This is a genomic window from Achromobacter aegrifaciens, from assembly GCF_902859965.1.
Classification (GTDB): Bacteria; Pseudomonadota; Gammaproteobacteria; order Burkholderiales; family Burkholderiaceae_B; genus Achromobacter; species Achromobacter aegrifaciens.
In genome coordinates this window covers 1,385,740-1,408,234 of sequence record NZ_CADIKO010000002.1, presented here as the reverse complement: position 1 = coordinate 1,408,234, position 22,495 = coordinate 1,385,740, and the positions used below count along the sequence as shown (strand labels likewise).

Annotated in this window: 22 protein-coding genes; 13 read left to right on the top strand and 9 right to left on the bottom strand. The window is 66.9% G+C overall.

The features are described from left to right. Position 1 precedes the first annotated feature (1 nt). Genes HV793_RS17705 through HV793_RS17695 form a run of 3 tightly spaced genes read left to right on the top strand, consistent with a single transcriptional unit; the run spans position 2 to position 2,734 of the window. A complete protein-coding gene (locus HV793_RS17705) occupies positions 2 to 994 on the top strand; it encodes an ABC transporter permease (RefSeq protein ID WP_054456168.1) in 993 nt (330 codons plus the stop codon). After that, positions 987 to 1,973 carry an iron chelate uptake ABC transporter family permease subunit gene (locus HV793_RS17700; RefSeq protein ID WP_175162182.1) on the top strand — a complete coding sequence of 329 codons (987 nt, stop codon included), beginning with the start codon at positions 987 to 989 and terminating at the stop codon, positions 1,971 to 1,973. The genes HV793_RS17705 and HV793_RS17700 overlap by 8 nt, the downstream gene beginning before the upstream one ends. After that, positions 1,970 to 2,734, top strand: a complete 765-nt coding sequence (locus HV793_RS17695; RefSeq protein ID WP_119451240.1) for an iron ABC transporter ATP-binding protein — start codon at positions 1,970 to 1,972, stop codon at positions 2,732 to 2,734. The genes HV793_RS17700 and HV793_RS17695 overlap by 4 nt, the downstream gene beginning before the upstream one ends. Here the strand turns inward: HV793_RS17695 and HV793_RS17690 are convergent. The 3 genes from HV793_RS17690 to HV793_RS17680 form a co-directional block, all read right to left on the bottom strand. Continuing rightward, on the bottom strand, positions 2,731 to 4,845 hold the full coding sequence (locus tag HV793_RS17690; protein ID WP_483396368.1) for a 5'-nucleotidase C-terminal domain-containing protein: 2,115 nt from the start codon (positions 4,843 to 4,845) through the stop codon (positions 2,731 to 2,733). The two genes, HV793_RS17695 and HV793_RS17690, sit on opposite strands and share 4 nt — an antisense overlap. 86 nt (positions 4,846 to 4,931) lie before the next feature. Beyond that, a complete protein-coding gene (thiM, locus tag HV793_RS17685) occupies positions 4,932 to 5,750 on the bottom strand; it encodes a hydroxyethylthiazole kinase (protein WP_175213680.1) in 819 nt (272 codons plus the stop codon). A 15-nt stretch (positions 5,751 to 5,765) separates the two neighbouring features. Further along, positions 5,766 to 6,497, bottom strand: a complete 732-nt coding sequence (locus HV793_RS17680; RefSeq protein ID WP_088141226.1) for a GntR family transcriptional regulator — start codon at positions 6,495 to 6,497, stop codon at positions 5,766 to 5,768. 216 nt (positions 6,498 to 6,713) lie between these two features. Here HV793_RS17680 and HV793_RS17675 point away from each other — a divergent pair, with 216 nt between their 5' ends. The 9 genes from HV793_RS17675 (at position 6,714) to HV793_RS17635 (ending at position 14,589) form a co-directional block, all read left to right on the top strand. Further along, positions 6,714 to 7,583 (top strand): fumarylacetoacetate hydrolase family protein, encoded by an 870-nt coding sequence (locus tag HV793_RS17675; RefSeq protein ID WP_175213679.1) that lies wholly within the window; start codon positions 6,714 to 6,716, stop codon positions 7,581 to 7,583. Continuing rightward, positions 7,576 to 8,574, top strand: coding sequence for an ornithine cyclodeaminase family protein (locus HV793_RS17670; RefSeq protein ID WP_054456180.1), 999 nt, complete (start codon positions 7,576 to 7,578; stop codon positions 8,572 to 8,574). Before HV793_RS17675 ends, HV793_RS17670 begins: the two co-directional genes overlap by 8 nt. 59 nt (positions 8,575 to 8,633) lie before the next feature. Then, the gene (locus HV793_RS17665) at positions 8,634 to 9,734 is read left to right on the top strand and encodes a cupin domain-containing protein (RefSeq protein ID WP_054456182.1); all 1,101 of its coding nucleotides are present in this window, start codon (positions 8,634 to 8,636) and stop codon (positions 9,732 to 9,734) included. Between the two features lie 35 nt (positions 9,735 to 9,769). After that, positions 9,770 to 10,261: an aromatic-ring-hydroxylating dioxygenase subunit beta gene (locus tag HV793_RS17660; protein ID WP_054456184.1), complete on the top strand. Its 492-nt coding sequence runs from the start codon at positions 9,770 to 9,772 to the stop codon at positions 10,259 to 10,261. Between the two features lie 22 nt (positions 10,262 to 10,283). Beyond that, positions 10,284 to 11,552: an aromatic ring-hydroxylating dioxygenase subunit alpha gene (locus tag HV793_RS17655; RefSeq protein WP_175162201.1), complete on the top strand. Its 1,269-nt coding sequence runs from the start codon at positions 10,284 to 10,286 to the stop codon at positions 11,550 to 11,552. A 2-nt stretch (positions 11,553 to 11,554) separates the two neighbouring features. After that, on the top strand, positions 11,555 to 11,875 hold the full coding sequence (locus HV793_RS17650; protein WP_054456189.1) for a non-heme iron oxygenase ferredoxin subunit: 321 nt from the start codon (positions 11,555 to 11,557) through the stop codon (positions 11,873 to 11,875). Beyond that, a complete protein-coding gene (locus HV793_RS17645; protein WP_175213678.1) occupies positions 11,872 to 13,095 on the top strand; it encodes an NAD(P)/FAD-dependent oxidoreductase in 1,224 nt (407 codons plus the stop codon). The genes HV793_RS17650 and HV793_RS17645 overlap by 4 nt, the downstream gene beginning before the upstream one ends. An 8-nt stretch (positions 13,096 to 13,103) precedes the next feature. Next, entirely contained in the window at positions 13,104 to 13,523 is a 420-nt protein-coding gene (locus HV793_RS17640) for a nuclear transport factor 2 family protein (RefSeq protein ID WP_175213677.1), read from the top strand. A gap of 112 nt (positions 13,524 to 13,635) precedes the next feature. Beyond that, positions 13,636 to 14,589 carry a Bug family tripartite tricarboxylate transporter substrate binding protein gene (locus HV793_RS17635; protein ID WP_119451245.1) on the top strand — a complete coding sequence of 318 codons (954 nt, stop codon included), beginning with the start codon at positions 13,636 to 13,638 and terminating at the stop codon, positions 14,587 to 14,589. A 66-nt stretch (positions 14,590 to 14,655) separates the two neighbouring features. On the opposite strand, the gene HV793_RS17630 is transcribed toward HV793_RS17635, so the two are convergent. The 5 genes from HV793_RS17630 to HV793_RS17610 form a co-directional block, all read right to left on the bottom strand. Continuing rightward, entirely contained in the window at positions 14,656 to 15,525 is an 870-nt protein-coding gene (locus HV793_RS17630; RefSeq protein WP_125470670.1) for an ABC transporter ATP-binding protein, read from the bottom strand. 15 nt (positions 15,526 to 15,540) lie between these two features. Further along, a complete protein-coding gene (locus HV793_RS17625) occupies positions 15,541 to 16,350 on the bottom strand; it encodes an ABC transporter permease (RefSeq protein ID WP_054456200.1) in 810 nt (269 codons plus the stop codon). Next, entirely contained in the window at positions 16,347 to 17,210 is an 864-nt protein-coding gene (locus HV793_RS17620) for an ABC transporter permease (protein WP_119451246.1), read from the bottom strand. Before HV793_RS17620 ends, HV793_RS17625 begins: the two co-directional genes overlap by 4 nt. A gap of 9 nt (positions 17,211 to 17,219) precedes the next feature. Then, positions 17,220 to 18,329 carry an ABC transporter substrate-binding protein gene (locus HV793_RS17615; RefSeq protein ID WP_119451247.1) on the bottom strand — a complete coding sequence of 370 codons (1,110 nt, stop codon included), beginning with the start codon at positions 18,327 to 18,329 and terminating at the stop codon, positions 17,220 to 17,222. Positions 18,330 to 18,446: 117 nt separating this feature from the next. Further along, positions 18,447 to 19,970: an amidohydrolase family protein gene (locus tag HV793_RS17610; RefSeq protein ID WP_054456203.1), complete on the bottom strand. Its 1,524-nt coding sequence runs from the start codon at positions 19,968 to 19,970 to the stop codon at positions 18,447 to 18,449. Between the two features lie 291 nt (positions 19,971 to 20,261). Between HV793_RS17610 and HV793_RS17605 the strand changes: the two genes are divergently transcribed. Next, positions 20,262 to 21,122, top strand: coding sequence for a DUF2272 domain-containing protein (locus HV793_RS17605; RefSeq protein WP_175213676.1), 861 nt, complete (start codon positions 20,262 to 20,264; stop codon positions 21,120 to 21,122). A gap of 23 nt (positions 21,123 to 21,145) precedes the next feature. On the opposite strand, the gene HV793_RS17600 is transcribed toward HV793_RS17605, so the two are convergent. After that, positions 21,146 to 22,360, bottom strand: coding sequence for a benzoate/H(+) symporter BenE family transporter (locus HV793_RS17600; RefSeq protein ID WP_175213675.1), 1,215 nt, complete (start codon positions 22,358 to 22,360; stop codon positions 21,146 to 21,148). Between the last annotated feature and the right edge of the window lie 135 nt (positions 22,361 to 22,495).

Sequence of the window (22,495 nt, the reverse complement as noted above, 5' to 3'; positions counted from 1 at the left end):
GGTGAGTTGGCGGCAGTCGATAGGCGGTTGGGGCGGGCTGGCGGCGGCAGTGGGCTTGCTGCTGGCCCTGTGCGCGGCCAGCGTCAGCCTGGGCGCGGGGCAGCTCAGCCTGTCCGCGCTGTGGGGCAATGGCGACGAGGCCGAGCGCGCCTGGCGCCTGCTGATGGTCAGCCGCATTCCCCGCACGCTGGCCTTGCTGCTGGCCGGCATGTCGCTGGCGGTGGCGGGGCTCATCATGCAGATGCTGGTGCGCAACCGCTACGTCGAACCCACCACGGCCGGCACCGTGGAGTCCGCCACACTGGGCATACTCGTGGTCACGCTGCTGGCGCCGGATACGCCCGTGATCGGCAAGATGCTGACGGCCACGGGCTTTGCGCTGGCGGGCACCCTGCTGTTCCTGGCGCTGCTCAAGCGCGTACCGCTGCGCACGCCCTTCATCGTGCCGCTGATCGGCCTGATCCTGGGCGGGGTGATCCACGCCGCCACCACCTTCGTCGCCTACCGCTACGACCTGCTGCAGTCGCTGCACGCCTGGACCACGGGCGATTTTTCCGGCGTGCTGCGGGGACGTTATGAACTGCTATGGATAGGCTTCGGCCTGGCCTGCGCGGCTTACGCGGCGGCCGATCGCTACACCGTGGCCGGCATGGGCCGCGAGTTCGCCGCCAACCTGGGCTTGAACCATGCGCGGCTGACGCTGGCCGGACTGCTGATCGTGTCGGCGATTTCGGCCGTGGTGGTGGTGACGGCGGGCGGCATACCCTTTCTGGGCCTGATCGTGCCCAACGCCGTCAGCCTGGTGCTGGGCGACAACATGCGTCGCTCCATTCCCTGGGTGGCGGTGCTGGGCGGCGTGTTCGTGCTGGCCTGCGACGTCATCGGCAGGCTGGTGATCCATCCCTACGAGATTCCCATCGGCACTGTGGTCGGCGTGCTGGGCAGCATCCTGTTCCTGTGGCTGTTGCGCACGCGGAGGAACCGGCTTGGCTGAACTCGCCATCTCCGCGCCGGCGCCGGTCCGTGCGCCGCAAACCTGGCGTCTGTGGCTGCTGGGCGCTCTTGCGCTGACCTGCGCCATCGCCTTCATGACGCTGGGCGCCAACGGCCAGTGGTCCTTCGTGATTCCGTTCCGCGGCGCCAAGCTGGCGGCGATGCTGCTGGTCGCCTATGCCGTGGCGGTGTCGTCGGTGCTGTTCCAGACGATCACCCACAACCGCATCCTGACGCCGGCCATCATGGGCTTTGACGCCCTGTACCTGCTGATACAGGCCGTGGTGGTGTTCGGCTTCGGCCAGGCGGCCACGGCCGCCAGCCATCCGGTGGCCGCCTTCCTGCTGGAGGTCGGCGCCATGACGGCGTTCGCCTGCCTGCTGTTCCGCTGGCTGTTTTCGGACGCGGTGCGCAGCCTGCACCTGATGATGCTGGTGGGCATCATCTTCGGCCTGTTGTTTCGCAGCCTGTCCAACTTCGTGGTGCGGCTGATCGACCCCAATGAATTCCTGGTGTTGCAGGACCGCATGTTCGCCAGCTTCAATACCGTGCGTGTGGGCCTGTTGCCGATCGCGCTGGCCGCGGTGTGCGCGGCGTCGCTGCTGGTGTGGCGCATGCGGCGGCGCTACGACGTGCTGGCGCTGGGCCGCGACATTGCGGTGAACCTGGGCGTGGACTATCGCCGCACGCTGATGCTGACGCTGGCCGCCATCGCGGTGCTGGTGTCGGTGTCCACCGCGCTGGTGGGGCCGGTGACATTCTTCGGCCTGCTGGTCAGCAACCTGGCCTATCAGGCCATGGGGTCCGACCGGCACCGCCACACGGTTCCAGCGGCCGTGCTGCTGAGCGTGATCTTCCTGGTGGGCGGCCAGACGCTGCTTGAACGCGTGCTGGGCCTGAATACCACCGTCAGCGTGGTGATCGAATTCCTGGGCGGGCTGATGTTCCTCGTCCTGATCCTGCGCAGGGGGCGCCGATGATAGAGATCCAGCAAGTCAGCAAGCAGTACGGCGACAGCGTGGTGGTCGACGACGTCAGCCTGTCGCTGCCCGCGGGGGGCGTGACGGCCATCATCGGTCCCAATGGCGCGGGCAAGTCCACGCTGCTGTCCATGGTCAGCCGGCTGCTGCCGATGTCGGCGGGCCGTGTGCTGGTCGAGGGCCTGGACGTGACCCGGGCCGACAGCCGCGAACTGGCCCGCCGCCTGGCCATCCTGCGGCAGGATAATCACTTGCCGCTGCGGCTGACGGCGAGGGACCTGGTCGCGTTCGGCCGCTATCCGCACACGGGCGGCCGCCTGACGCTGGACGACAAGGCCCACATCGACCGCGCCATCGCCTACCTGAACCTGGAGCCGCTGGCCGACCGCTACCTGGACGAGATGTCGGGCGGGCAGCGCCAGCGCGCCTTCGTGGCGATGGTGCTGTGTCAGGACACGCGCTACGTCCTGCTGGACGAACCCCTGAACAGCCTGGACATGAAGCACGCCGTCGCCATGATGGGCACCTTGCGGCGCGCGGCGGACGAGCTGGGCAAGACGGTGGTGCTGGTGCTGCACGACATCAACTTCGCGTCCACATACGCGGACCGCATCGTGGCGATGCGGGCGGGGCGCATCGCGCATCAGGGGACTCCGGCCGAACTGGTCCGGCCGGAGGTCCTGAGCGAACTTTACGAGCTGCCGATCGAGGTGCACGAGATCGGCGGCCGGCGCATCTGCGTGTACTACCGCCAGCCTTAGCGGCTGAGGTCCACCGCGTAGCGCGACAACTGGGTCACGGAGTCGGGCGTGGCGTCGTGCACCGTGACGTTGTCCACGCCATGCGCCGCGGCCATGGCCTGGGTGCCCGGCACCGACGAAAACACCACCGGACCGGCCAGGGCGCCCACCCGCGCAAAGCGCCAGCTGCGGTCCAGGCCGTAGGTCGCCAGATCCAGGTCCGGGTGCTTCCTGATGTAGCTGATCAGCACGTCGCGGCTGGCGTCCGGGGCTTGCAGCACGATGTCTCCCTTGCCGCCGGCCAGGCCGGGGAAGTCGCCGCCGCCGCTGGCGCGGTAGTTGTTCGTGACCACCAGGAACTGCGCGGCGGGGTCTAGCGGCGCGCCCTGGTACGTCAACTTCGTGATGCGCGAGCCCTTGGGGCGGGTGACGTCGATTTCATACCGCAGGGCATTGCCCGCGGCATACAGCACGTCGAAGTTGAAGGTCGGGAAGCCCGTGTCGATCAGGTCCTGCGGCGCGACCTGGCCCGGGTCGATCTGCCTGAACTGCTCGGCAGTCTTCTCCAGCCACTGGCGTACGATGTCGCCGCTGACCCGCACCACTTGCAAGGTGTTCGGGTACAGGTAGAGATCTGCGGCGTTGTTGATGGCGATGTTGCCCTGCTTTACGTAGGTGAAGTCGCCCGGACCGTTGCGTCCGCCCTTGAAGGGCGCAGCCGCCGACAGGATGGGCAGGGCGGCGTATGACGGCTTGTTCTTGGCGATGTAGTCCGTCAGATAATCGATCTGCGCCATGTTGACGATCTGCAGCGCCGACACGTCGCCCGCCAGCGCGTAATAGGTCGCCATGTCGAACCGGCTTTGGCCGATGGGCGTTTTGACATAGGAAATGGTGGCGGCGTGTTCAGCCTGCACCAACTGTTGCACGGCGGCATCGGGTTCGACGTAGGTCGCGGGCGTGGCGCCGTTCTGCGCGGTCAGGCGCGTGGAGATGCGCTGCACGCGCGTGGCGTCCTTCTGCACCTGCCAGCCTTTGTCATAGGCAAGCTTGAGCGTGATCTGGCCGAGGTTGTTGCCCCATTGGCCGGCCTGCACCGCCGGCACGCCGTTGATCAGGCCTTTCTCCAGATTTATGCCGGGCTGGCCCGCGAATTGCGACTTGGCATTGGTGTCGGGGAACAGCAGGTGCTGGTGGCCGGTGATTAGCGCGTCGATACCGGCCACCTGGCTCAGGTAGCCGGCGCCGTTCTCCATGGCCGGGCTGTACTCGGTGAGCATGTCGATGCCGCCATGCGCCAATGCCACCACCAGGTCCGCGCCGGCCGCGCGCATTTCCGGCACGTAGCGCTGCGCCGATTCCTTCCAGCCGGCGACTTCCACGTGGCCTTCCAGATTGGCCTTGTCCCATTGCAGGATGGGCGGGGGCGCAAAGCCGATCACGCCGACTTTCAGCGCGACCTCGATCTGCTTGCCGTTGGGGTCGGTGGCCTTGAAGGTCTTGTTCAGCAGGACCCAGGGCTTGAAGATGGGCTGTTTGCTGGCGGCAGACACCACGTTGGCGGAGACGAAGGGAAAGCCCGGCGCTGCGCAGTCCTTGGCGCCGGCGGAATTGGTCTGCGCCGTGCCCTTGCCGATGCCGGCCAGCCCGAAGTCCGTATTCGTGACTTGCGACAGGAAGGGCAGGCCGTAGTTGAACTCGTGGTTGCCCAGCGTGGCCGCGTCATAGGCCAGCAGCTTCATCTGCTTGTAAATCGCCAGCATGTCGCTGCATTGCACCGGCGCCACCAGCGCCTGGTAATCGGACAGGGCCGTGCCCTGGATGGTGTCGCCGTTGTCGAACAGCAGGGTGTTGGCGTTCTCTTTGCGGGCATTGGCGATCAGCGTGGCCGTGCGGTCCACGCCGTAGCTTTTGTCCTCGGCCAGCTTGTAGTAGTCGTAGCCCAGCACGTTGGCATGCAGGTCGGTGGTGCCGAGGATGGCCACGTCCAGCGTGGAACCCTGGGGCACGCTCGCCTGCGGCGGCGTCTGCGGCGCGTCATCGTCGTCATCATCGCCGCCACAGGCGGCCAGGCCCGCCAGCAGCGCGGCGCTGGCGGACATCGCAAGGATCTTTCCTAGATTCGGCTTCACCGTCTTTCCTCCGGGTTTGAAGGAAAGAAATTCTGGGGACAGTGTGTGACCCGCCCGTGACATGAGCGGATGCCGCGGTGTCCCGCCTAGCGCAGCGGCGATTCGCCGCCGAGGTCGTCCGCATCCAAAGCCGCCAGCGCATCCAGGAAGCGCCACGCGAAAGATCCGGGTCCTTCCGCCTGTGCGCCGGCGCGCCGCCCGGCGATGGCGAAGCACGACAGGGCGGCGACTGCCGCGGAAAACGGGTCAGTCCTGGATACTGCGGCGCAGGCGCCTACGGCCGCCGTCAGCGCGCAGCCGGTGGCTGTGACGCGCGGCATCAAGGGCGAGCCGCCCACGATGCGGACGGCGCGCGTGCCGTCCGTGACGTAGTCGGTCTCGCCCGTCACTGCCACAACGGTTCCGCGGTGGGCGGCGATGGCATGCGCGGACTGCTCCGCCTGCGAGACCGCGTCGCGCGAGTCCACGCCCTTGCTGGCGCTTTGGCCGCCGGCCAGCGCGATGATCTCCGAGGCATTGCCGCGAATGATGGCGGGCCGCAAGTCCAGCAGGCGCTGCACAGCGTCGCGGCGGAATGCGGTGGCATGGTGCGCCACCGGATCCAGCACCCAAGGTATGCCGGCTTCGTTGGCCGAGGCGGCGGTCAGCAGCATGCTGTCCAGCCAGGGCGAGGACAGGGTGCCGATGTTGATCACGACCGCGCCGCAGACGCGCGCGAACTCGGGCGCTTCCTCTTGCGCGTGCACCATGGCGGGCGAGGCGCCCATGGCCAGCAGCACGTTGGCCGCGGTGTTCATGGAAACGAAATTGGTCAGGCACTGCACCAGCGGCGCGTCGCGGCGCAGGGCGGCGACCAGGTCGCGCGAGATCAGCGCCTGGGTGGAAAGGTCACGAATGGATTGCATGCCGTAGGGTCCTGTTTATGCGCTGACGTCCGACAGCCCGGGCTGCGCGGGCAGGGCGCCGCGCAGCGATTCCAGCAGCACGCGCTTGTTTTCGCGGCTGCGGTAGGCGTGTTCGCGCATCAGGTTTTCGGCGCGCACGGCCTCGCGGCGCGTGATTGCGCGCAGCAGGTCTTCGTGGTCCGCCTGCGCGCGCAGCACGAAGGGCGTTTCAAGCAACGACGGCGTGGACGGCAGGGTCAGCGCGGCCGGGCCGGCCAGGGGCGTCTTGTTGTTGTGTTCCAGCGCCGACAGGAGCGCGCGGTTGCCCGCGGCTTCGCACAGGATCTCGTGAAAGCGCCGATTGATTTGGCCCCAGGCGCGCGCATCCACCGTGGTATTGGGATCGCGGCGGGCGGGCGCCAGCAGCGCGCGTCCTTCTTCCACCGCTTGCGACAGGCGGTCCAGCACGTCCTGCGAGGCGCCGCGCTCGGCCAGCAGGCGGGCGGCCATGCCCTCGAGCACGCCGCGCACGTCCACCGCGTCGCCGATTTCATCCACCGTAAACGCCCGTACCCGGAAACCGCGCGAAGGCAGCCGTTCCAGCAGGCCCTCTTTTTCCAGCTCGGTCAGGGCAATGCGCAACGGGGTGCGCGACACGCCCAGGCGCGCTGAAAACTGCAACTCGACCACGCGTTCTCCGGGTTGCAGGACGCCCGAAAGCACCATGTCCCGGAGTTCGGAAATGACTTTATCGATTTGTGCGGCCATAGAGAGGAGGGGGCTGGTTCCGGTCTGTGAGGGCTTTCAGTGTACCGTCAAAATTGCATGCAATAGTCAAGAAAAAAACCTTTATGACCTTGCGATTTATCAAAATTGCATGCAATAATTCGGAAAAACAGCGATTCAAGTGCGGTTAAGGCGACAAATGCATGCAAAGAAATCCGTCAATGCATGCCATAAGCCGCCGCAAGCACAGGAGACAACATGAAGCTCGTCAGCTTCGTTCAGGCAGGCCGTAGCGCCTGGGGCGTGGTGCGCGGCGCCGAAGTCGTGGCGTTGACCCAGGTCTGGCCCGACATGGTCGCGGCGCTGGAGGCAGGGGTGGAACAGATTGCGCGCGCCGCAGAGACGGCCGGCCAGCCCTGTATGCCCTTGGCCGGGCTGCGCCTGCTGCCGCCGGTCGTGGCGCCGCGCAAGATTCTCTGCGTGGGCCTGAACTACGGCCGCCATGTGGCCGAGGCCGGACGCGAACTACCGGCGCACCCCTCGCTGTTCGCGCGCTTTGCAGACAGCTTCGTCGGCCACGGCGAGGCGGTGTGGAAGCCGCAAGCCTCCGATCGCTTCGATTACGAGGCCGAACTGGCCGTGGTGATCGGCAAAGGCGGCCGCCATATCTCCACCAAGGACGCCCTGGCGCACGTGGCTGGCTACACCTGCATGGCCGAGAACTCCGTGCGCGATTTCCAGAAGCACAACGCGCAGGTGACGCCGGGCAAGAATTTCGAGCGCAGCGGCGCGCTGGGTCCCTGCCTGGTCACCGCCGACGAGATCGGCGACCCGGCCGGCCTGGAAGTCATTTCCCGCCTCAATGGCGAGGTCATGCAGCACGGCCAGGTGTCCGACCTGATCTTCCCCATCCCCGAGCTGATCGCCTACATCAGCAGCTTCACCCGCCTGTCGCCGGGCGACGTGATCGCTACCGGCACGCCCGAAGGTGTGGGCTCCAGCCGCAAGCCGCCACGCTTCATGAGCGCCGGCGACACGCTGGAAGTCGAGATTCCCGGCATCGGGACGCTGGTCAACACGGTGGCGGACGAGCCCGCCGCCGACGAACAAGGAGACGCGCATGTCTGATGCGCTGCGGTACCTGACGGAACGGGACGTGGTCTCGGTCCTGGATATTCCCAAGGCGATCGAAGCCCTGCATGCCATGCTGGTCGCGCAAGGGCGCGAACAGGCGCGCAACCTGCCCAAGGCGCTGGCGACCTGGGGCGACGGCAGCTCGATGCATGCATTGGGTTCGGTGCAGACCGGCGCCGGCGGCTACGCGGGTTTCAAGACCTGGGTCCATACCAAGAGCGGCGGAGGCTCGCTGTTCAGCCTGTTCGACGCCGAGTCGGGATTCCTGCGCGCCGTAATCGAGGCGCGCGCGCTGGGCATGCTGCGCACCGCGGCGATCAGCGGAGTCGCCACGCGCGCGCTGGCGCCGGCCGACGCCGCCTGTGCCGCGCTGATCGGCACTGGTCCGCAGGCCGTCACCCAATTGGCCGCGCTGGCCGCCGTGCGCGACCTGCGCCGCGTGCGCGTCTACAGCCCCACGCCGGAGAAGCGCCGCGCCTTTGTCGCCAGCGTGCAAGGCAAGTATCGATTCGAAGTCGAGGAAGCGGCCAGCCTGGAACAGGCGCTGGCCGGCGCGGAGATCGTCACCTTGATCACGCGCGCCGTCGAGCCTTTCGTGGATGCGGCCATGCTGGCCGACTGCAGGCACCTGAACGCCGTCGGCGCGATCCTGCCGGCCAAGGCCGAATTCGCGCAGGACGTGTTCGAACGCGCGGACCGCGTGGTGGTGGACGACCTGGAGAACGCCCGCCGCGGTTCGCGTGAACTGCGCGAACGCTTTGGCGCCGACGGCGCGCCGTGGCAGGGCGTGGCGGTGCTGAGCGACTTGCTCGCCGCCGGCGAGGGCCGCCCGCAAGGCGCGCGGCTGACGATCTTCAAGGGCATGGGCATGGGCCTGTCCGACCTGGCGATGGCGCGCGTCGTGTACGAGCACGCCCGCGACCACGGCCTGGGCGTGGCGCTGCCGCCCCAGACCCGCGAGAACCTGCTGCTGGCGCAGCCCTGATACCGAATTCGCATAACCGTACAGCCGGCGCAGGGCGCCGGCGGCAAGAGGAGACATACATGTTCGTAGACGTCAGCGGCGCCAGTCCGCGGGAACAAAACAAATGGCCGTCCATCGTCATCCCCAAGGAGGATATCGATCTCGAGATTGCGCGCCTGACCGACGCGCCCCGGCCGGACAACGGCCGCCGCGCCTCCCTCATCGTGCACCCGGAAGCCACGGCGCCGGGCCTGGGCCTGGCCCCGGGAACGGACGTCACCATCAACGTGGTCAATCCGGGCGAAAGCACCTTCAACCTGCGCAAGAACTCCAACATGCTGGAGATCTGTATCAGCGGCGAGGGCGTGGCCACGGTGGCCGGGCGTGACATCCGCGTCGGGCATTGGGACGTCTGGAACACCCCCGCCATGCAGGTGCATTCCTATCGCAACGAGGGCAAGACGCCCTGGGTGCGCCTGTCGTATTCCAACGCGCCGCTCTTGGAAAAGCTGGAGATCCACTACGTCGAGGAGTTCGAGGGCAGCGTGCCGCCGGCCGACGCCAACACCAAGCCGGTGCCGCCGCGCGCGCCCGACGCGGCCCGTTCGCGCGACCTGGCGCTGCGCGAGCAGATCACGCCCGAAGGCGCCTGGCTGCTGGGCTATGAATGGCTGATCGACATCGACGTGCTGGAATCCAAGGCGCTGCATTGGCCCTGGGCTGCGGTGTCGCGCCAATTGCCCAGCGTCGAGGACATGGCGCGCGGCTACAACGGCCGTCGCCTGTTCGTGCTGTACAACCCGGCGACCGAACGCCGCATCGGCACCACGCACAGCTTCTTCGCGACGATTTCCTCGTCGCCGCCGGACAACCACCATGTGCCGCACCGCCACAGCTCGTCGGCCATCAACTACTACCTGCGCGGCAACGGCTACAGCAAGGTCAACGGCACGCGGCTGGACTGGAAGGCGGGCGACCTGATCCTGTCGGCGCCGGGCTGGGCCATGCACTCGCATCACTCGGGCACGGAAACTACCTCCGCGCTGACGGTGCAGGACCATCCGCTGCAGATCGCCATGGAGTCGCTTATCTGGCAGGAGCGCATGCAGGAACCCATCCTGGCGCTGGGCAGCCAGAGCGGCTTCGAGAGCAACCGCGCGCAGCTGGCCGCGGCCCGATAGGACGCGATTTCCTAGAACCGATACCTGGATCCGCAATGACCATGACCGAGCTTTCCGATACCCCGTCGCTGCGCGCGCGCCTGCGGGACTTCTATGACGATTACGCCTACTGCCTGGACGAAGACCGGCTGGAGGACTGGCCAGCATTTTTCACCGAAGACTGCCATTACCGGGTGCTGTCGCGGGAGAACCATGACGCCGGCCTGCCCCTGGGCCTGATCTATTGCATGAACAAGAACATGGTGCGTGACCGCGTTACGGCCTTGCGCGAAACCACCATGTTCGAGCCGCGTTCGCTGCGTCACTTCATCAGCGGCGTGCGCGTGCTGGAAGTGCAGGGCGACCACATTGTGGCGCAGGCCAACTTCGCCGTGATGGAGTCGCTGTCCGACCGCGAGCCCACCTTGAACATGGTGGGCCGCTATCTGGACGTGGTGCGCGTAACGCCCGAGGGCCTGGCCTTCAGCCGCCGCGATTGCGTGTACGACAACTACCGTGTGCGCACTTCGCTCATCGTTCCCATCTGAATCCGCCCCGAGGATATCCATCATGACCTGTACCCACACCACCGCGCCAGAGGCTCCGGCGGCGGCTCCCATCCATATCGAGCGCCGCTGGCCCAAGGAAGGCTATACGCGCATCCCCAACTGGGTCTACACCGATCCCGCCATCTTCAAGAAGGAGATGGACGTTTTCTTCGGAGGCAAGACCTGGAACTACGTGGGCCTGGAATGCGAAGTGCCCGAGGTCGGCTGCTACAAGCGCAACTGGATCGGCGACCGCCCCGTGGTCATGGTCCGCAACGCGGAAGGCGAGATCAACGTGTTGGAAAACCGCTGCGCGCACCGCGGCGCGCAGATCTGCTGGCAGAACACCGGCAAGGTCGAGGACTTCACCTGCCCGTACCACCAGTGGAACTATGACCTGAACGGCAATCTGCAGGGCGTGCCGTTTCGCCGGGGCGCCATGGGCAAGGGCGGCATGCCGCGCGACTTCGATCCCAAGCAGAACGGCATCCGCAAGCTGCGCAGCGTGAATCGCGGCGGCTCGATCTGGGCCACCTTCGCCGAGGACGCGCCCAGCTTCGAGGACTATTGCGGTCCGGAAGTGCTGGCGGAAATCGACCACATGCTGCCGGGCAAGCCGCTCAAGCTGCTGGGCTACAGCCGCCAGCTGATTCCCAGCAACTGGAAGATGTACCTGGAGAACCTGAAGGATCCGTACCACGCCACGCTGCTGCACACCTTCTACATCACCTTCGGCCTGTGGCGCGCGGACTCCAAGTCCGAATGCATCCCCACCGGCGGCGGCGCGCACAGCGTGATGGTGTCGCACAACGAGGGCAAGAAGAAGACCGAGGCCACCACGGAAATGAGCCGTTTCCGCGACGACCTCGAACTGCTAGACCTCGAAACCGTGACGCCGCGCGCCGAGTTCAACCGCGGCCGCGTCGGCGGCGCGTGGGTGTTCCCGGCCGCGCAGTTCGGCATCCAGGCCAACTCGCTCAAGACCCGCCACGTCATTCCGCGCAGCCCGACCGAGCACGAACTGGTGTTCACCTATTACGGCTACGAAGACGACGACGAGGAGATGACCCGCCTGCGCCTGAAGCACGCCAACCTGCTGGGTCCGGCCGGCTTCGTGTCGATGGACGACAGCGAAATGCTGAACCAGGTGCAGATCGGCGTCACCGGCTATCCGGAAGAGCGCGGCATCATCGAGATGGGCGGCCGCGATACCGAGCCCGCCGACTACATGGTGACCGAGGTGCTGATCCGCTCCTTCTACGATTACTACCGCAAGGCGATGGGGCTGTGAGCATGGATACCTGGAAACCCGTGGCGATGGTGTCGGACATTTCCCCCGACACCGGCACCCTGCGCGTGGTGCATGAAGGCGAGGGCGTCTGCCTCTACAACCTGCAGGGCGATATCTGCGCCACGCAGGACCGCTGTCCGCACGGCAACGCCAGCCTGGCCGACGGCTACCTGGAAGACGGCACCATCGAGTGTCCGCTGCACCAGGGCGTCTTCGACATCCGCACCGGCAAGCCGCAATGCCCGCCGGTCACGACGGACCTGCGCCGCTACGAGGTGCGGGTGGAGTCGGGCACGGTCTACCTGAAGGCGGAAGCCGCATGAACTCCGGCGCCATCGTGGTGGTCGGCGCGGGTCAGGCCGGCGGCTGGGCCGCGACGACCTTGCGCGAACGCGGCTACGAAGGCCGCATCGTGCTGCTGGGCGATGAGCCCCACGCGCCTTACGAACGCCCGCCTTTGAGCAAGGCGGTGCTGGGCGGCCAGGCCGTGCCCGAAAGCACCGAGCTGTTTTCGGCCGAGCGGCTGGCGGCGCTGCGCATCGAGTTCCAGCCGGGCGTGTCGGCGACGCGCCTGCGCGTGGCCGACAGGCAGGTGGATACCTCGGACGGCGGCAGCATCGCCTACGACAAGCTGATCCTGTGCATGGGGGGCAGGCCGGTAGTCCCCGCGCTGCCCGGCGTAAACGGTCCCGGCGTGCATGTGCTGCGCACCCGCGACGACGCGCTGCGCCTGCGCGCCAGCCTCGGCCCGGGCAGCCGCCTGGTCGTGGTCGGGGGCGGCTGGATCGGGCTGGAAGTGGCGGCGACGGCGCGCCAGTCCGGCAGCGCCGTCACCGTGCTGGAGCAGGGGGCGCGGTTGTGCGCCCGCAGCGTGCAGCCTGCGGTGTCGGCGCACCTGGCCGCGCTGCATGCCGCCCATGGCGTGGACTTGCGCTTGAACACCGGCCTGCGCGCGGTGCTGGCGCAGGCGGACGGCCGCCCCGTGGCGGAACTTGCCGACGGCACGCGTCTGGATGCGGACGCCATCGTGCTGGGCGTGGGCCTGCGGGCCAATGACGAACTGGCGCGTGATGCCGGCCTGGCCTGCGAACGCGGCGTGCTGGTCGACGAGTATTGCAGGACCTCTGCCCCGGACGTCTATGCGGCAGGGGACGTCGCGGTGCTGACGGCCGAGGACGGCCATGCGCGCATGGAATCGTGGCAGAACGCGCAGGACCAGGGCACGGCAGCCGCGCTGTCGGCCTTGGGCCTGGGCGAACCTTATGCGCCGACCGGCGCCGTCTGGTCGGAGCAATACGACGCCATGGTGCAGATCGTCGGATTCCCGGGCCTGGCCCGCAGCGAAGTGCTGCGGCCGCAGGCAGGGGAGCGCGCCTTGCTGTCGGTGGCGCTGGACGCCAGCGGCCGCGCCGTGGCTGGCGTATCGGTGGATGCGGCGCGCGATTTCCGCCAGCTGCGCAAATGGATCGCGCAGCGCGCGGCCCTGGACCCGGCGTTGCTCGAGCGGCCTGACGTGCCGCTGGCCAGCGCCCAGATCGGATGAGGATTGCAATGGAAAACCCGATTTTGCCCATGCTGGCCAAGACGGCCTGCGAATCCGTGGTGCTGGAGTTCTTCCACGCCCTGGACACGCGGCGTCACGAGGCCGCGGCCGCGCTGATGGCCGAGGACGGCGTCTGGCAACGGCAGGGCCGCCGGCTTGCCGGCCGCCAGGAAGTCCTGCAAGCCCTGAATGCCCGCGCGCCCGAGCGCAGCACCTGCCATGTCATCACCAATCTGCGGCTGGTCGAGCTGGCCGGCGCGCGCGCCACCGTCGGCTACTTCCTGACCGCCTACGAAAGCGTGCCCCATGAACAGGGTGGCGCGCCGCGCCTGGTGGCCATCCGCGAATGCCAGGACGTGCTGGTGGAGACGGACGGCGGCTGGCGGCTGGCCGACAAGAGCAGCCGCCGCCATCTTCCGCCCGAATGACGGGCCTCGAATCGATACCAACCCGCGCGTCCGGACCATTCAAAAAGCAGCGGACGCGTACCGTAAATACCTCAGGAGACAAACCGTGAAACCCTCAAGAATCTTGCATTGCATGCTGGCGGCCGCCTGTGCCGCCGTCGTGTCCGGCGCCCAGGCGCAGCAGGCCGACTGGCCGAACCATCCGATCACGCTGGTGGTGCCGTTCGCGGCCGGCGGCGGCGGCGACACGCTGGCGCGCCTGGTCGCGGAGCCGCTGTCGCGCGAACTCGGGCAGTCCATCATCGTCGAGAACCGCCCCGGCGCGGGCGGCAATATCGGCACCTCGATCGCGGCGCGCGCCAAGCCCGACGGCTATACGCTGTCATACGGCACCAACGGCACCCAGGCCACCAATCACTGGCTGTACAAGTCGCCGGGCTATGCGCCGTCGGACTTCGAGCCGATTTCGCGCTTTACCGTCATTGCGGCGGCGCTGGTGGTCAATGCCACGGACGAGCGCTTCAAGACCCTGCCGCAGCTGCTGGCCTACGCCAAGGCTAATCCGGGCGAACTGACCTGCGGTTCCGCCGGCAATGGCACGTCCTCGCACCTGGCCTGTGAATTGTTGAACCAGATGGCCGGCACCAAGGTCATGCACATTCCCTACAAGGGCGGCGGCGCGGCCATGACCGATCTGCTGGGCGGGCGTATCTCGTTCATGATCGACGTGATGCCCAACGTGTCGGGCCAGATCGCGGCGGGCAAGCTGCGGGCGCTGGGCGTGACGACGCCGGACCGCGTGGCCTCCAATCCGGACATTCCCACGATCAGCGAAGCGGGCCTGAAGGGCTATGAGTTCTTTGCCTGGGACGGCCTGTACGCCCCCAAGGGCACGCCGGCCGCCGTGCTGGACAAGCTCAACGCCGCGGTCAACCGCGCGCTGCAACAGCCGGAAGTCCGCAAGATGCTGGAGTCTCGGGGCGCGATTCCTGCGCCCACGTCGCGCCAGGCGCTGGCGGAGTTCGGCGCGGAAGAGTATGCGCGGCTGGGGAAGGTCGTGAAGGTGGCGGGCGCGTCGATCGATTGAGCGGCTGACGCCTGAACCAACCAAGCCGGCGGCGCGTGCCGCCGGCTTGCTTTTGTGCGCAAGGAGCTACCAGGCCATGCGCAAGCGTCCCAACGCGGGCAATGCTCCCACTGTCGCCGCCAGGCCGCCAGGCGGCGGCTGTTCTTCATGGCGGGTCACGCGCCCGTCCGGATCGAGAAAATCGCTCAGCACGTCGTCGCGCAGGCGGATGAAGCGCGGATCGCTGCGGTTGCGCGGATGCGGCAGATCGACGTCGACGATGCGGCGGATGCGCCCCGGGCGCGGCTGCATCACCACCACGCGGTCGCCCAGGAACACGGCTTCCTCCACATCGTGGGTGACCAGCACCATGGTGATCTGCTCCTGCTGCCAGATGCGCTGCAACTCGTTCTGCAGGCGGGACCGCGTCAACGCGTCCAGGGCGCCCAGCGGCTCATCCAGCAGCAGCACGCGCGGACGGTTGACCAGGCCGCGCGCGATCGCCACGCGCTGCGCCATGCCGCCCGAGATCTGATGCGGGTAGGACTTCTCGAAACCCTGCAAGCCGACCAGCGCGATGTGCTCGGCCACCAGCTCGCGCTTTTCTGCCTTCGAAAGCGGCGCGTTGCGCAGCGCCGCCGCGATGTTGCGTTCCACGTTCAGCCACGGAAACAGGCGATGGTCCTGGAATACGATGCCGCGGTCCAGGCCTGCGCCGCGCACCGGGGCGCCGTCCAGCAGGATCTGGCCGGAGTACTCGCCGTCCAGCCCCAGGATCAGGCGCAGCAGCGTGGACTTGCCGCAGCCGCTGGCGCCCACGATGCTGACGAAATGCCCGGCGGGCACGTCGAGGTTGATGTCCTGCAGGACCTGCAGCGCTTCTGCGCCGTCGCCCGGGCCGGCATAGCGCTTGCCCACGCCGCGAATGTTCAATTCCTTGCCGAAGATGCTCGTCATTCCTTTCCTACTCCATCAGGCGGCGCCGTAGCGGTGCCGCGCCAGCCTGCGCTCCAGCGCGCGGGCCAAGGCGTTCATGGACCAGCCCACCAGGCCGATCACGAACATGCCGAAGATCACCAGGTCCATCTGGAAGTGTTCGCTGCCTTCGATCAAGGTGTTGCCGATGCCGTGGCCGGCCACCAGCAGATACTCCGCGCCTATCGTCGCCAGCCAGGAGTAGATCAGCGCCAGGTATACCCCGGTGAAGATCGAAGGCGCGGCCGCTGGCAGGACCACATGCAGCAGCGTCTGCCAGCGCGAATAGCCGAACACGCGGGCCACTTCCAGCAGCGCAGTGGGGGTGCTGCGTATGCCGTCGCAGGTATTGACGACCACGGGCACCAGGGCGGCAAGCGACAGGAACGTCACTTTGGCGACGTCGCCCAGGCCGAACCAGACCGAGATCAGCGGGATCCAGGCAAACAGCGAGATCTGCTTGAAAGTGTTGAAGCTGGGACCCACGATGCGGTTGAACAAGGGCAGCAGGCCCAGCAGCGCACCCAGTATCAGGCCGAGCGCGGTGCCTATCGCGAATCCGGTGAATTCCCGAGCCAGGCTGGCGCTCAGCGCGCGCCATAGACGGCCTGAGGAGATCTGGCTGGCCGCCGTCTCCAGCACCTTGCCCGGCGACACCAGCAGCGGCGTGGATACCCAGTCCAGCCGCGCCAGCGCCCACCAGGCCAGGATGGCGGCGGCGGGCAGCACCAGGCCGCGCCAGCGCGCGCGCAACCAGGCGCCTCCGCGTCGGACCACGGGAAGCGTGGAGATGGACGCCGCGCTCATGCCCGCGCTCCCGTGGATGCCGCGCCCAGGCGGGTGGCAGCCTGGCCGCCGCCCGCGCGGGCTTCGGCCAGGTCCAGCAGCTTGTCGATGGCGTAGCCGATGGCGCCCACCACGATCACCGCCGCCATCACCAGGTCCAGCTGGAACAGCTGCCGGCCGTAGACAATCAGGTAGCCCAGACCTTCGCTGGACGCGACCAGCTCCACCACCACCAGCGACAGCCAGGCCTTGGTGAAGCCCAGCCGCAGGCCGGTGAAGAGCGTGGGCAGGGCGTGGGGCAGCACGACTTCCAGCACCTGCTGACGGCGCGTGTAGCCGTAGACGCGGGCCACTTCCAGCAGGCTGGCGGGCGTTTGCCGGAATCCCTGCAAGGTGTTCAGCGTTACCGGCACCAGCGCGGCCTTGGCGATCAGGATGTACTTCAATGGCTCGCCTATGCCCACCAGCAGCAGCACGAAGGGCAGCCACGCCAGGACCGGGATCTGCACCAGCGCGTTGAAGGTGGGCAGGATGTAGGCTTCCAGCGGACGCCACAATCCCATCGCGGCGCCCAGCGCCAGGCCCAGCACGCTGCCGGCTGCGAAACCCACCAGCACGCGCTGCATGCTGGCCTGCACATTCAGCCAGAGGTCGCCGCTGCTGTAGAGGTCCTGCAAGGTAAGCCAGACGAAGTGGGGCGAGGGCAGCACCTGCGGCGAGATCCAACCCTGCGACGCGCCCAGCTGCCAAAGCGCGAGCAGCGCCAGCGGCAGCAGCCAGGGCAGCAAGCGGCTGCCGGCGTTGCGCAGCAGCGCGGCAGGCGCCAGGCGAGCGCCGCGGTGCGCGGACGCAAGCGGGGCGCTCAGTGTGTTCCCGGACATGGCGGCTCCTTATCGCGCGGCGGCGGCGCTGGCCTGGCGCTCGCTGGCGGCAGGCTGGCCTTGCGCATTGAACGCGGTCCAGCGGGCGGCAAGATTTGCCTTTTGCAGCGCGGCATTGAGGTAGCGGGGTTCGAACCAGCCATCTACGCTCACGGGACGGCGGATCAGCTTCAGTTTCAGCGCGTCGTCCGCCACGGCTTGGTAGCGCGCGGCGAGAAACTCGTCCAGCAGCGGCGAATTGCGCACGGCCAGCACTTCGCCGTCGAACTCCGCCTGCCAGGACGCGTAAGGCGTGCCGCTGCGCGCCCAGATCTTGAAGAGCGCGTCCCGGTTCTGCTCGTCCGAAGACCATTGCGCCGCACGCACGAACACGTCGACCACGCGTTGCACGGCTTCGGGGTTCTCCTTTTCGAAATCCTCGCGCACCAGCAGGGATGCCTGGCGCGTGAACGAGGGGTCCTGACCCTTGGTTGAGTAGATGATGCGCGCCAGCCCTTGGTCGCGCAGCTTGAAGTACTCATAGCCGCCGAACGCCGCATCCACGCCGTTGGAGACCAGCGCCGCCTGCGCGCTGCCGGTGTCGAGGTTTACACCCTTGATGTCGCGTTCGGTCAGCTGGCGCGAGGCCAGCACGTTGATGGCGACCAGATGGCCGTTGGTGCCGCGGAAGATCGAGACCTTGCGGTCCTTCAGGTCTTCCAGCGATTGCAGCGCGGAGTCCTTGGGCGTGGAGACGTACAGGTTGTTGCGCACGCCGCTGCCCAGCAGGATGCGGGTCTTCAGCCCGTTGGAGCGGCCTACCACCGACGGCAGGTCGCCCTGGTAGGCGAAATCGATCTGCTTGTTCGAGAGCGCTTCGTTGACCGCGGGGCCCGCGCCCTTGAAGAACAACCATTGCACTTCGGTGCCGGTGCCTTTGAAGGCCTCTTCCAGCCAGTTGTTGGCGCGCGCCACGCCGCCTGGCGAGCCGCCCCAGGTGATGGGGTCGCCGCCGCCGGCGGTCGCCACGCCGATGCGGACCACGTCGGGCGCGGCCAGGGAGGCGAGGCTGACAGCGCACAAGGCAGCGCCCAGCATCAGGCGTGAGATCAGGCTGAGGGGGGATGGCAGGGTGCGCATGGTTGTTCCGTATATCGATGATGAAAGACAGGTCCGGGCGGGCAAGCGCCGGCCGCGGACAGGGCCAGGCGCCCGCCGGCATGTGCCGGCGGGCGGGATTGCAGGTATGCGATAAGGTCAGGCCGCGCGCTTTTCTGCGTGCGCCTGCAGCTTCTGCTCGATGCGCGTGCCCTTGAAGAACTCGGGGTTCGCCTGGGTGTAGAAGCGGTAGGGGTTGTCGAACACCAGGGCCTTGAAATCGGCCGCGGAGATCACGCCGTCTTCCACCAGGTCCCAGCTTTCGGCCAGCGGCTCGGTCAGGTCCGGCACATCCCAATGGCCGACGTCGGATGACCAGATCGCGTTGAGCTTGGTGTTCAGGGGATTGGCGCGGTCGTTGAAGGCCGCGCCTATGGTCCGGTCGTCGGCCTCCGATCCGAAGTAGAAGCTGTCGACCCAGCGTTTGCGGATATCCTCGACGCTCTCGATGCCGGCCGCGGCGAAGTCGTCGAGTTCATCGCCTTGCGGTTCGCGGCTGTGGTGCAGCGCCGAGATGCCCAGGCTGTCGCGCAGCAAGGTGTCCTTGTTGAGCTCGCGTCCGTTGAGCAGGCTGGCGCCATAGCGTTCGAACAGGTCGGCCAGCAGCTCCACGTCCGCGTTGGCCGGGTTGTACTGCTGCACGGCGTTGCGATTGCGCTTTTCCCAGCGGTCCACCAAGTGCGCGTACACGTGCGCGCCCCAGTCCGCGCCGCCTTCAAGCAAGGCCACGCGCAGGTTCGGAAAGCGCCGCGTCACGCCGCCGAAGAAGAGCGCCTTGGCGAAGGCCTGGGAACCGTCGGCGAAGTGGCCGATATGGTTGAACATGTAGTTGCTGATGGAGTGGCGCCCGGTCCAGCCCTGGCTGCCGTAGTGGGTGGCCAGCGGCACGCCCAGCTCCACCGCCTTGGCCCAGAACGGATCGTAGTCGTACTCGCTGTCCAGGCCGAAGAAATCCACGTAGGACGCATGGCGCGCGATCTCCGGGAATTCAGCGGGCGGATACTTGTCGGCGATGGCCTTGATCGGCCGCCGCACGCCGCCGGGGATATTGGCCACCTTCAATCCCAGCGTCTTGACCGCGAATTCGAGTTCCTCGATGGCCTCCTGCGGCGTATTCAGCGGAATGCCCGCCACGGGCGTCAGGCGGTCGCTGTACTTGCGGTACTGGTCAGCATGGAAGTGGTTGATGGCGCGATGCAGCGGCTGACGGTACTCGTCGCCAGCGCCCAGCGGGGCCAGCACGTCGTTGGGAAACAGGATGGAGTAGTCCGAACCCTGTTCCTCCAGGCGCTCGTACAGCAGCTCGGGCAGCGTGACGGTCGCCAGGTCCAGGGTATTGCGCGTGACGCGCGCCCACCAGGGCGAGCGCAGCGTGCGGTTGCGCTGCCGTTCTTCCGGGGTCTGCTGGTACCAGTCCTTGCCCTGGGACTTGGTGGCAAAGCGCGAGCCCTGCGTCTTGCGCAGCACGTCCACCAGCTTGGAACCGCCATAGTGCTGGATGTAGTCCTCCAGCACGGGCGCGTAGTCGTTGACGTGTACGTCGGTATCGATCACGGGATAGTCCAGCTTCGCCTTGATTGCGGCGGAGCGGGAAGCCTGGGTACGGTGCAGCCGGTCGTTCATGCGGGTCTCCGAGAGTGAAACGGACGCGGCGCCTTGCGGATTCGGCAAGGCCGGCGCGGACAGGTCACAGTACGGGAGATGACCGCCCGGCCAAACGACCGATTCGCAATTTCCAACTAAGTGATGTGCTTATGGCATTTGGGGAGACTCTCGGAATTCCGGCATCCCCATATCTTGTGCGGATGGTATCTGCGGCTGCGCCTCTCGTGCGACCGGAGGAGGGCTTGTCGGAACGTTATCGCGTACTGTCGGGTCACGCAGCCAATGTCCGAGCAGATCGGGGAGCGTCTCATGAAGCGTTTCGTCAGTGTCGAAGCCGTCAACCTGCGGTCCATTCCCAGTACCGAGAACAACACGCCTATCGGTAGCCTGACCCTGGGCCAGGAGGTGGACGATCTGGGAGGCGCACCCGCGGGGTGGCACCATGTTCGGACGAAAATGGGCGGCCTGACCGTCGAAGGCTATTCGGTCGATGGCCTGGCGGATTCGAAATTCAAGTGGGCCCCCACTGCCAAGCAGCCAACGCTGCGGCCACTCGATACTCCGGCTCGCGAGGCGCTCGTGGCAGCGGCAGTGGAACAGTGGCTACGATTCGACAAAGGGCGGGGAAAGGAGACCGTCGAACCCTATAGCACTTACATCCACGAGATGTGGAAGGCGCTGAAAAGGAATCTGACCGGAAAGGACACCGGCTATCCCTGGTCGGCCGCCGCCATTTCCCTCATGGTGAGCAATGCGGCGAAGACCGTCCCTGAATTCCAGGCATTCAAGCGGTCCGTCGGTCACGCGGCCTATATGTGGGATGCCATCAAGAAGCGGGCGAGCGAGGACCGGTCCGCGCCGTTTTGGGGCGTACGCATAACGGAAGAAAAGCCGCAGGTCGGCGACATCGTCGGCAGTTGGCGGGACAAGCCCTACACGTTCGATCAATATCTCGCAGCCTCAAAAAATCCGGAAGCTCCCAGCCATTCCGACATCATCGTGGCGGTAGGCACCGAGGTTGCGTTGGCCATAGGCGGCAACGTCAGCGGATCGGTCTTCGTCACCGGGTATCAGCTGACGGCCGATGGCAACATCGCGAAGAACCAACGTTTCTTCAAGGGAAAACTGGTCGGAGAAGCCATCGTCCTGATGAAGAACCGAATTGATTGAGGGGCGCTGTTGCGCAGGCGATCTCAAGCCGCCGACTGCTTCGCAAAGTCCCCGCGCTCCAGGATGAAGCTGGTCGCCACGCCGAACACCACGCCCCAGAAGGGCGCGCCGATGCCCAGCAGCGGAAGGCCGCCCAGCGTCACCAGGAAGGCAACCAGGGCGCCCAGCGTGAAGTGCTGGCGGAACGCGGTGTGGAATGCGCCTTGCAGGATGCGCAAGAGCGCCAGTCCCGCCAGCGTGGCGACGAAGGCCGCGGGCGTGGCCAGCAGCGCCTGCGTGACCAGCGGGGAGAACAGCCCGAACACGATCACCATCACCCCGAGAAAGACCGCGGCCAGCCAGTGCCGCGACGCGTTGGCGCCGGAGGCGATGATGGCATTCGACGGCCCGGCCAGACAGGTGGAGACGCAGCCCAGGCAGGCGGTCAGCGCCGAGAACACGCCACAGGCATTGGTGATGGCGTTGACCGGCGGGCGGTGCAGCGAGTTGCGCAGCACGGCAATGCCTTGCGCGTTCTGCACCGCGATCACGGTCACGGCCAGCGGCAACACCAGTTCGAACGCGGCGCCCCAAGAGAATACCGGGGCGTAGAACTGCGGGCTTGCCAGCGAGGTCGCGAACGTCACATGTTCCAGCGCGGGCGTCCTGCCCGTGAACGCCAGCGTGCATACGCCGGCGATGAGCGCGCCGATGATGGGCGAGAGCCGCTTTTGCACCGCGGGGAACAACGAGACCGCGAAGAAGGTCGCGGTCATGGCGCCAGCCAGCCACGGATCGGAGGCGAATGATCGGATCCAGTCCAGCGCGAAGCTCAGAAAAACGCCCGCGACCATCCCCATGACGATGGGCATGGGGATGCGGTCCATGATGGCGCCGACCCAGCCGGTCAGCCCCAGTACCAGCATCAGCGCGGCGGTCAGCAAATAGGCACCGACGACCTCGGCAAAGGGCAGGTGTTGCAGGGCGCTGGCGACCAGCACCGCGCCCGGGATGGTCCACAGGAAGGCGAGCGGCTGCCGGTAAATGGCGGACATCACGATGGTAAGGATGCCGTTGAGCACGAAGGCCGCAAAGATCCAGGAGGCGAGGGTGGCCTGGCTGAGTCCCCCTTTCACGCCCGCGCTCAGGATGATCGCTACCGGCGCGGACGCGGAAAACAGGAAAGCGACGAAAGCGTTGGTCAGCTCAGTCGCCGGGAACGAGGACGAGGCGGCTGGGATCGTTTCTGAAGGGGCCATGGACTTATCTCATTAATGAGTGAAGCATTTTGCCGAGCACCGAAACAATACAGGAAATATCGCGTGCGGCGGCACCCTGGCTGCGATTGCGCCCAGCCGAGGTGGGCAAATCCGGTCACTCCCATGCCCGTGCGG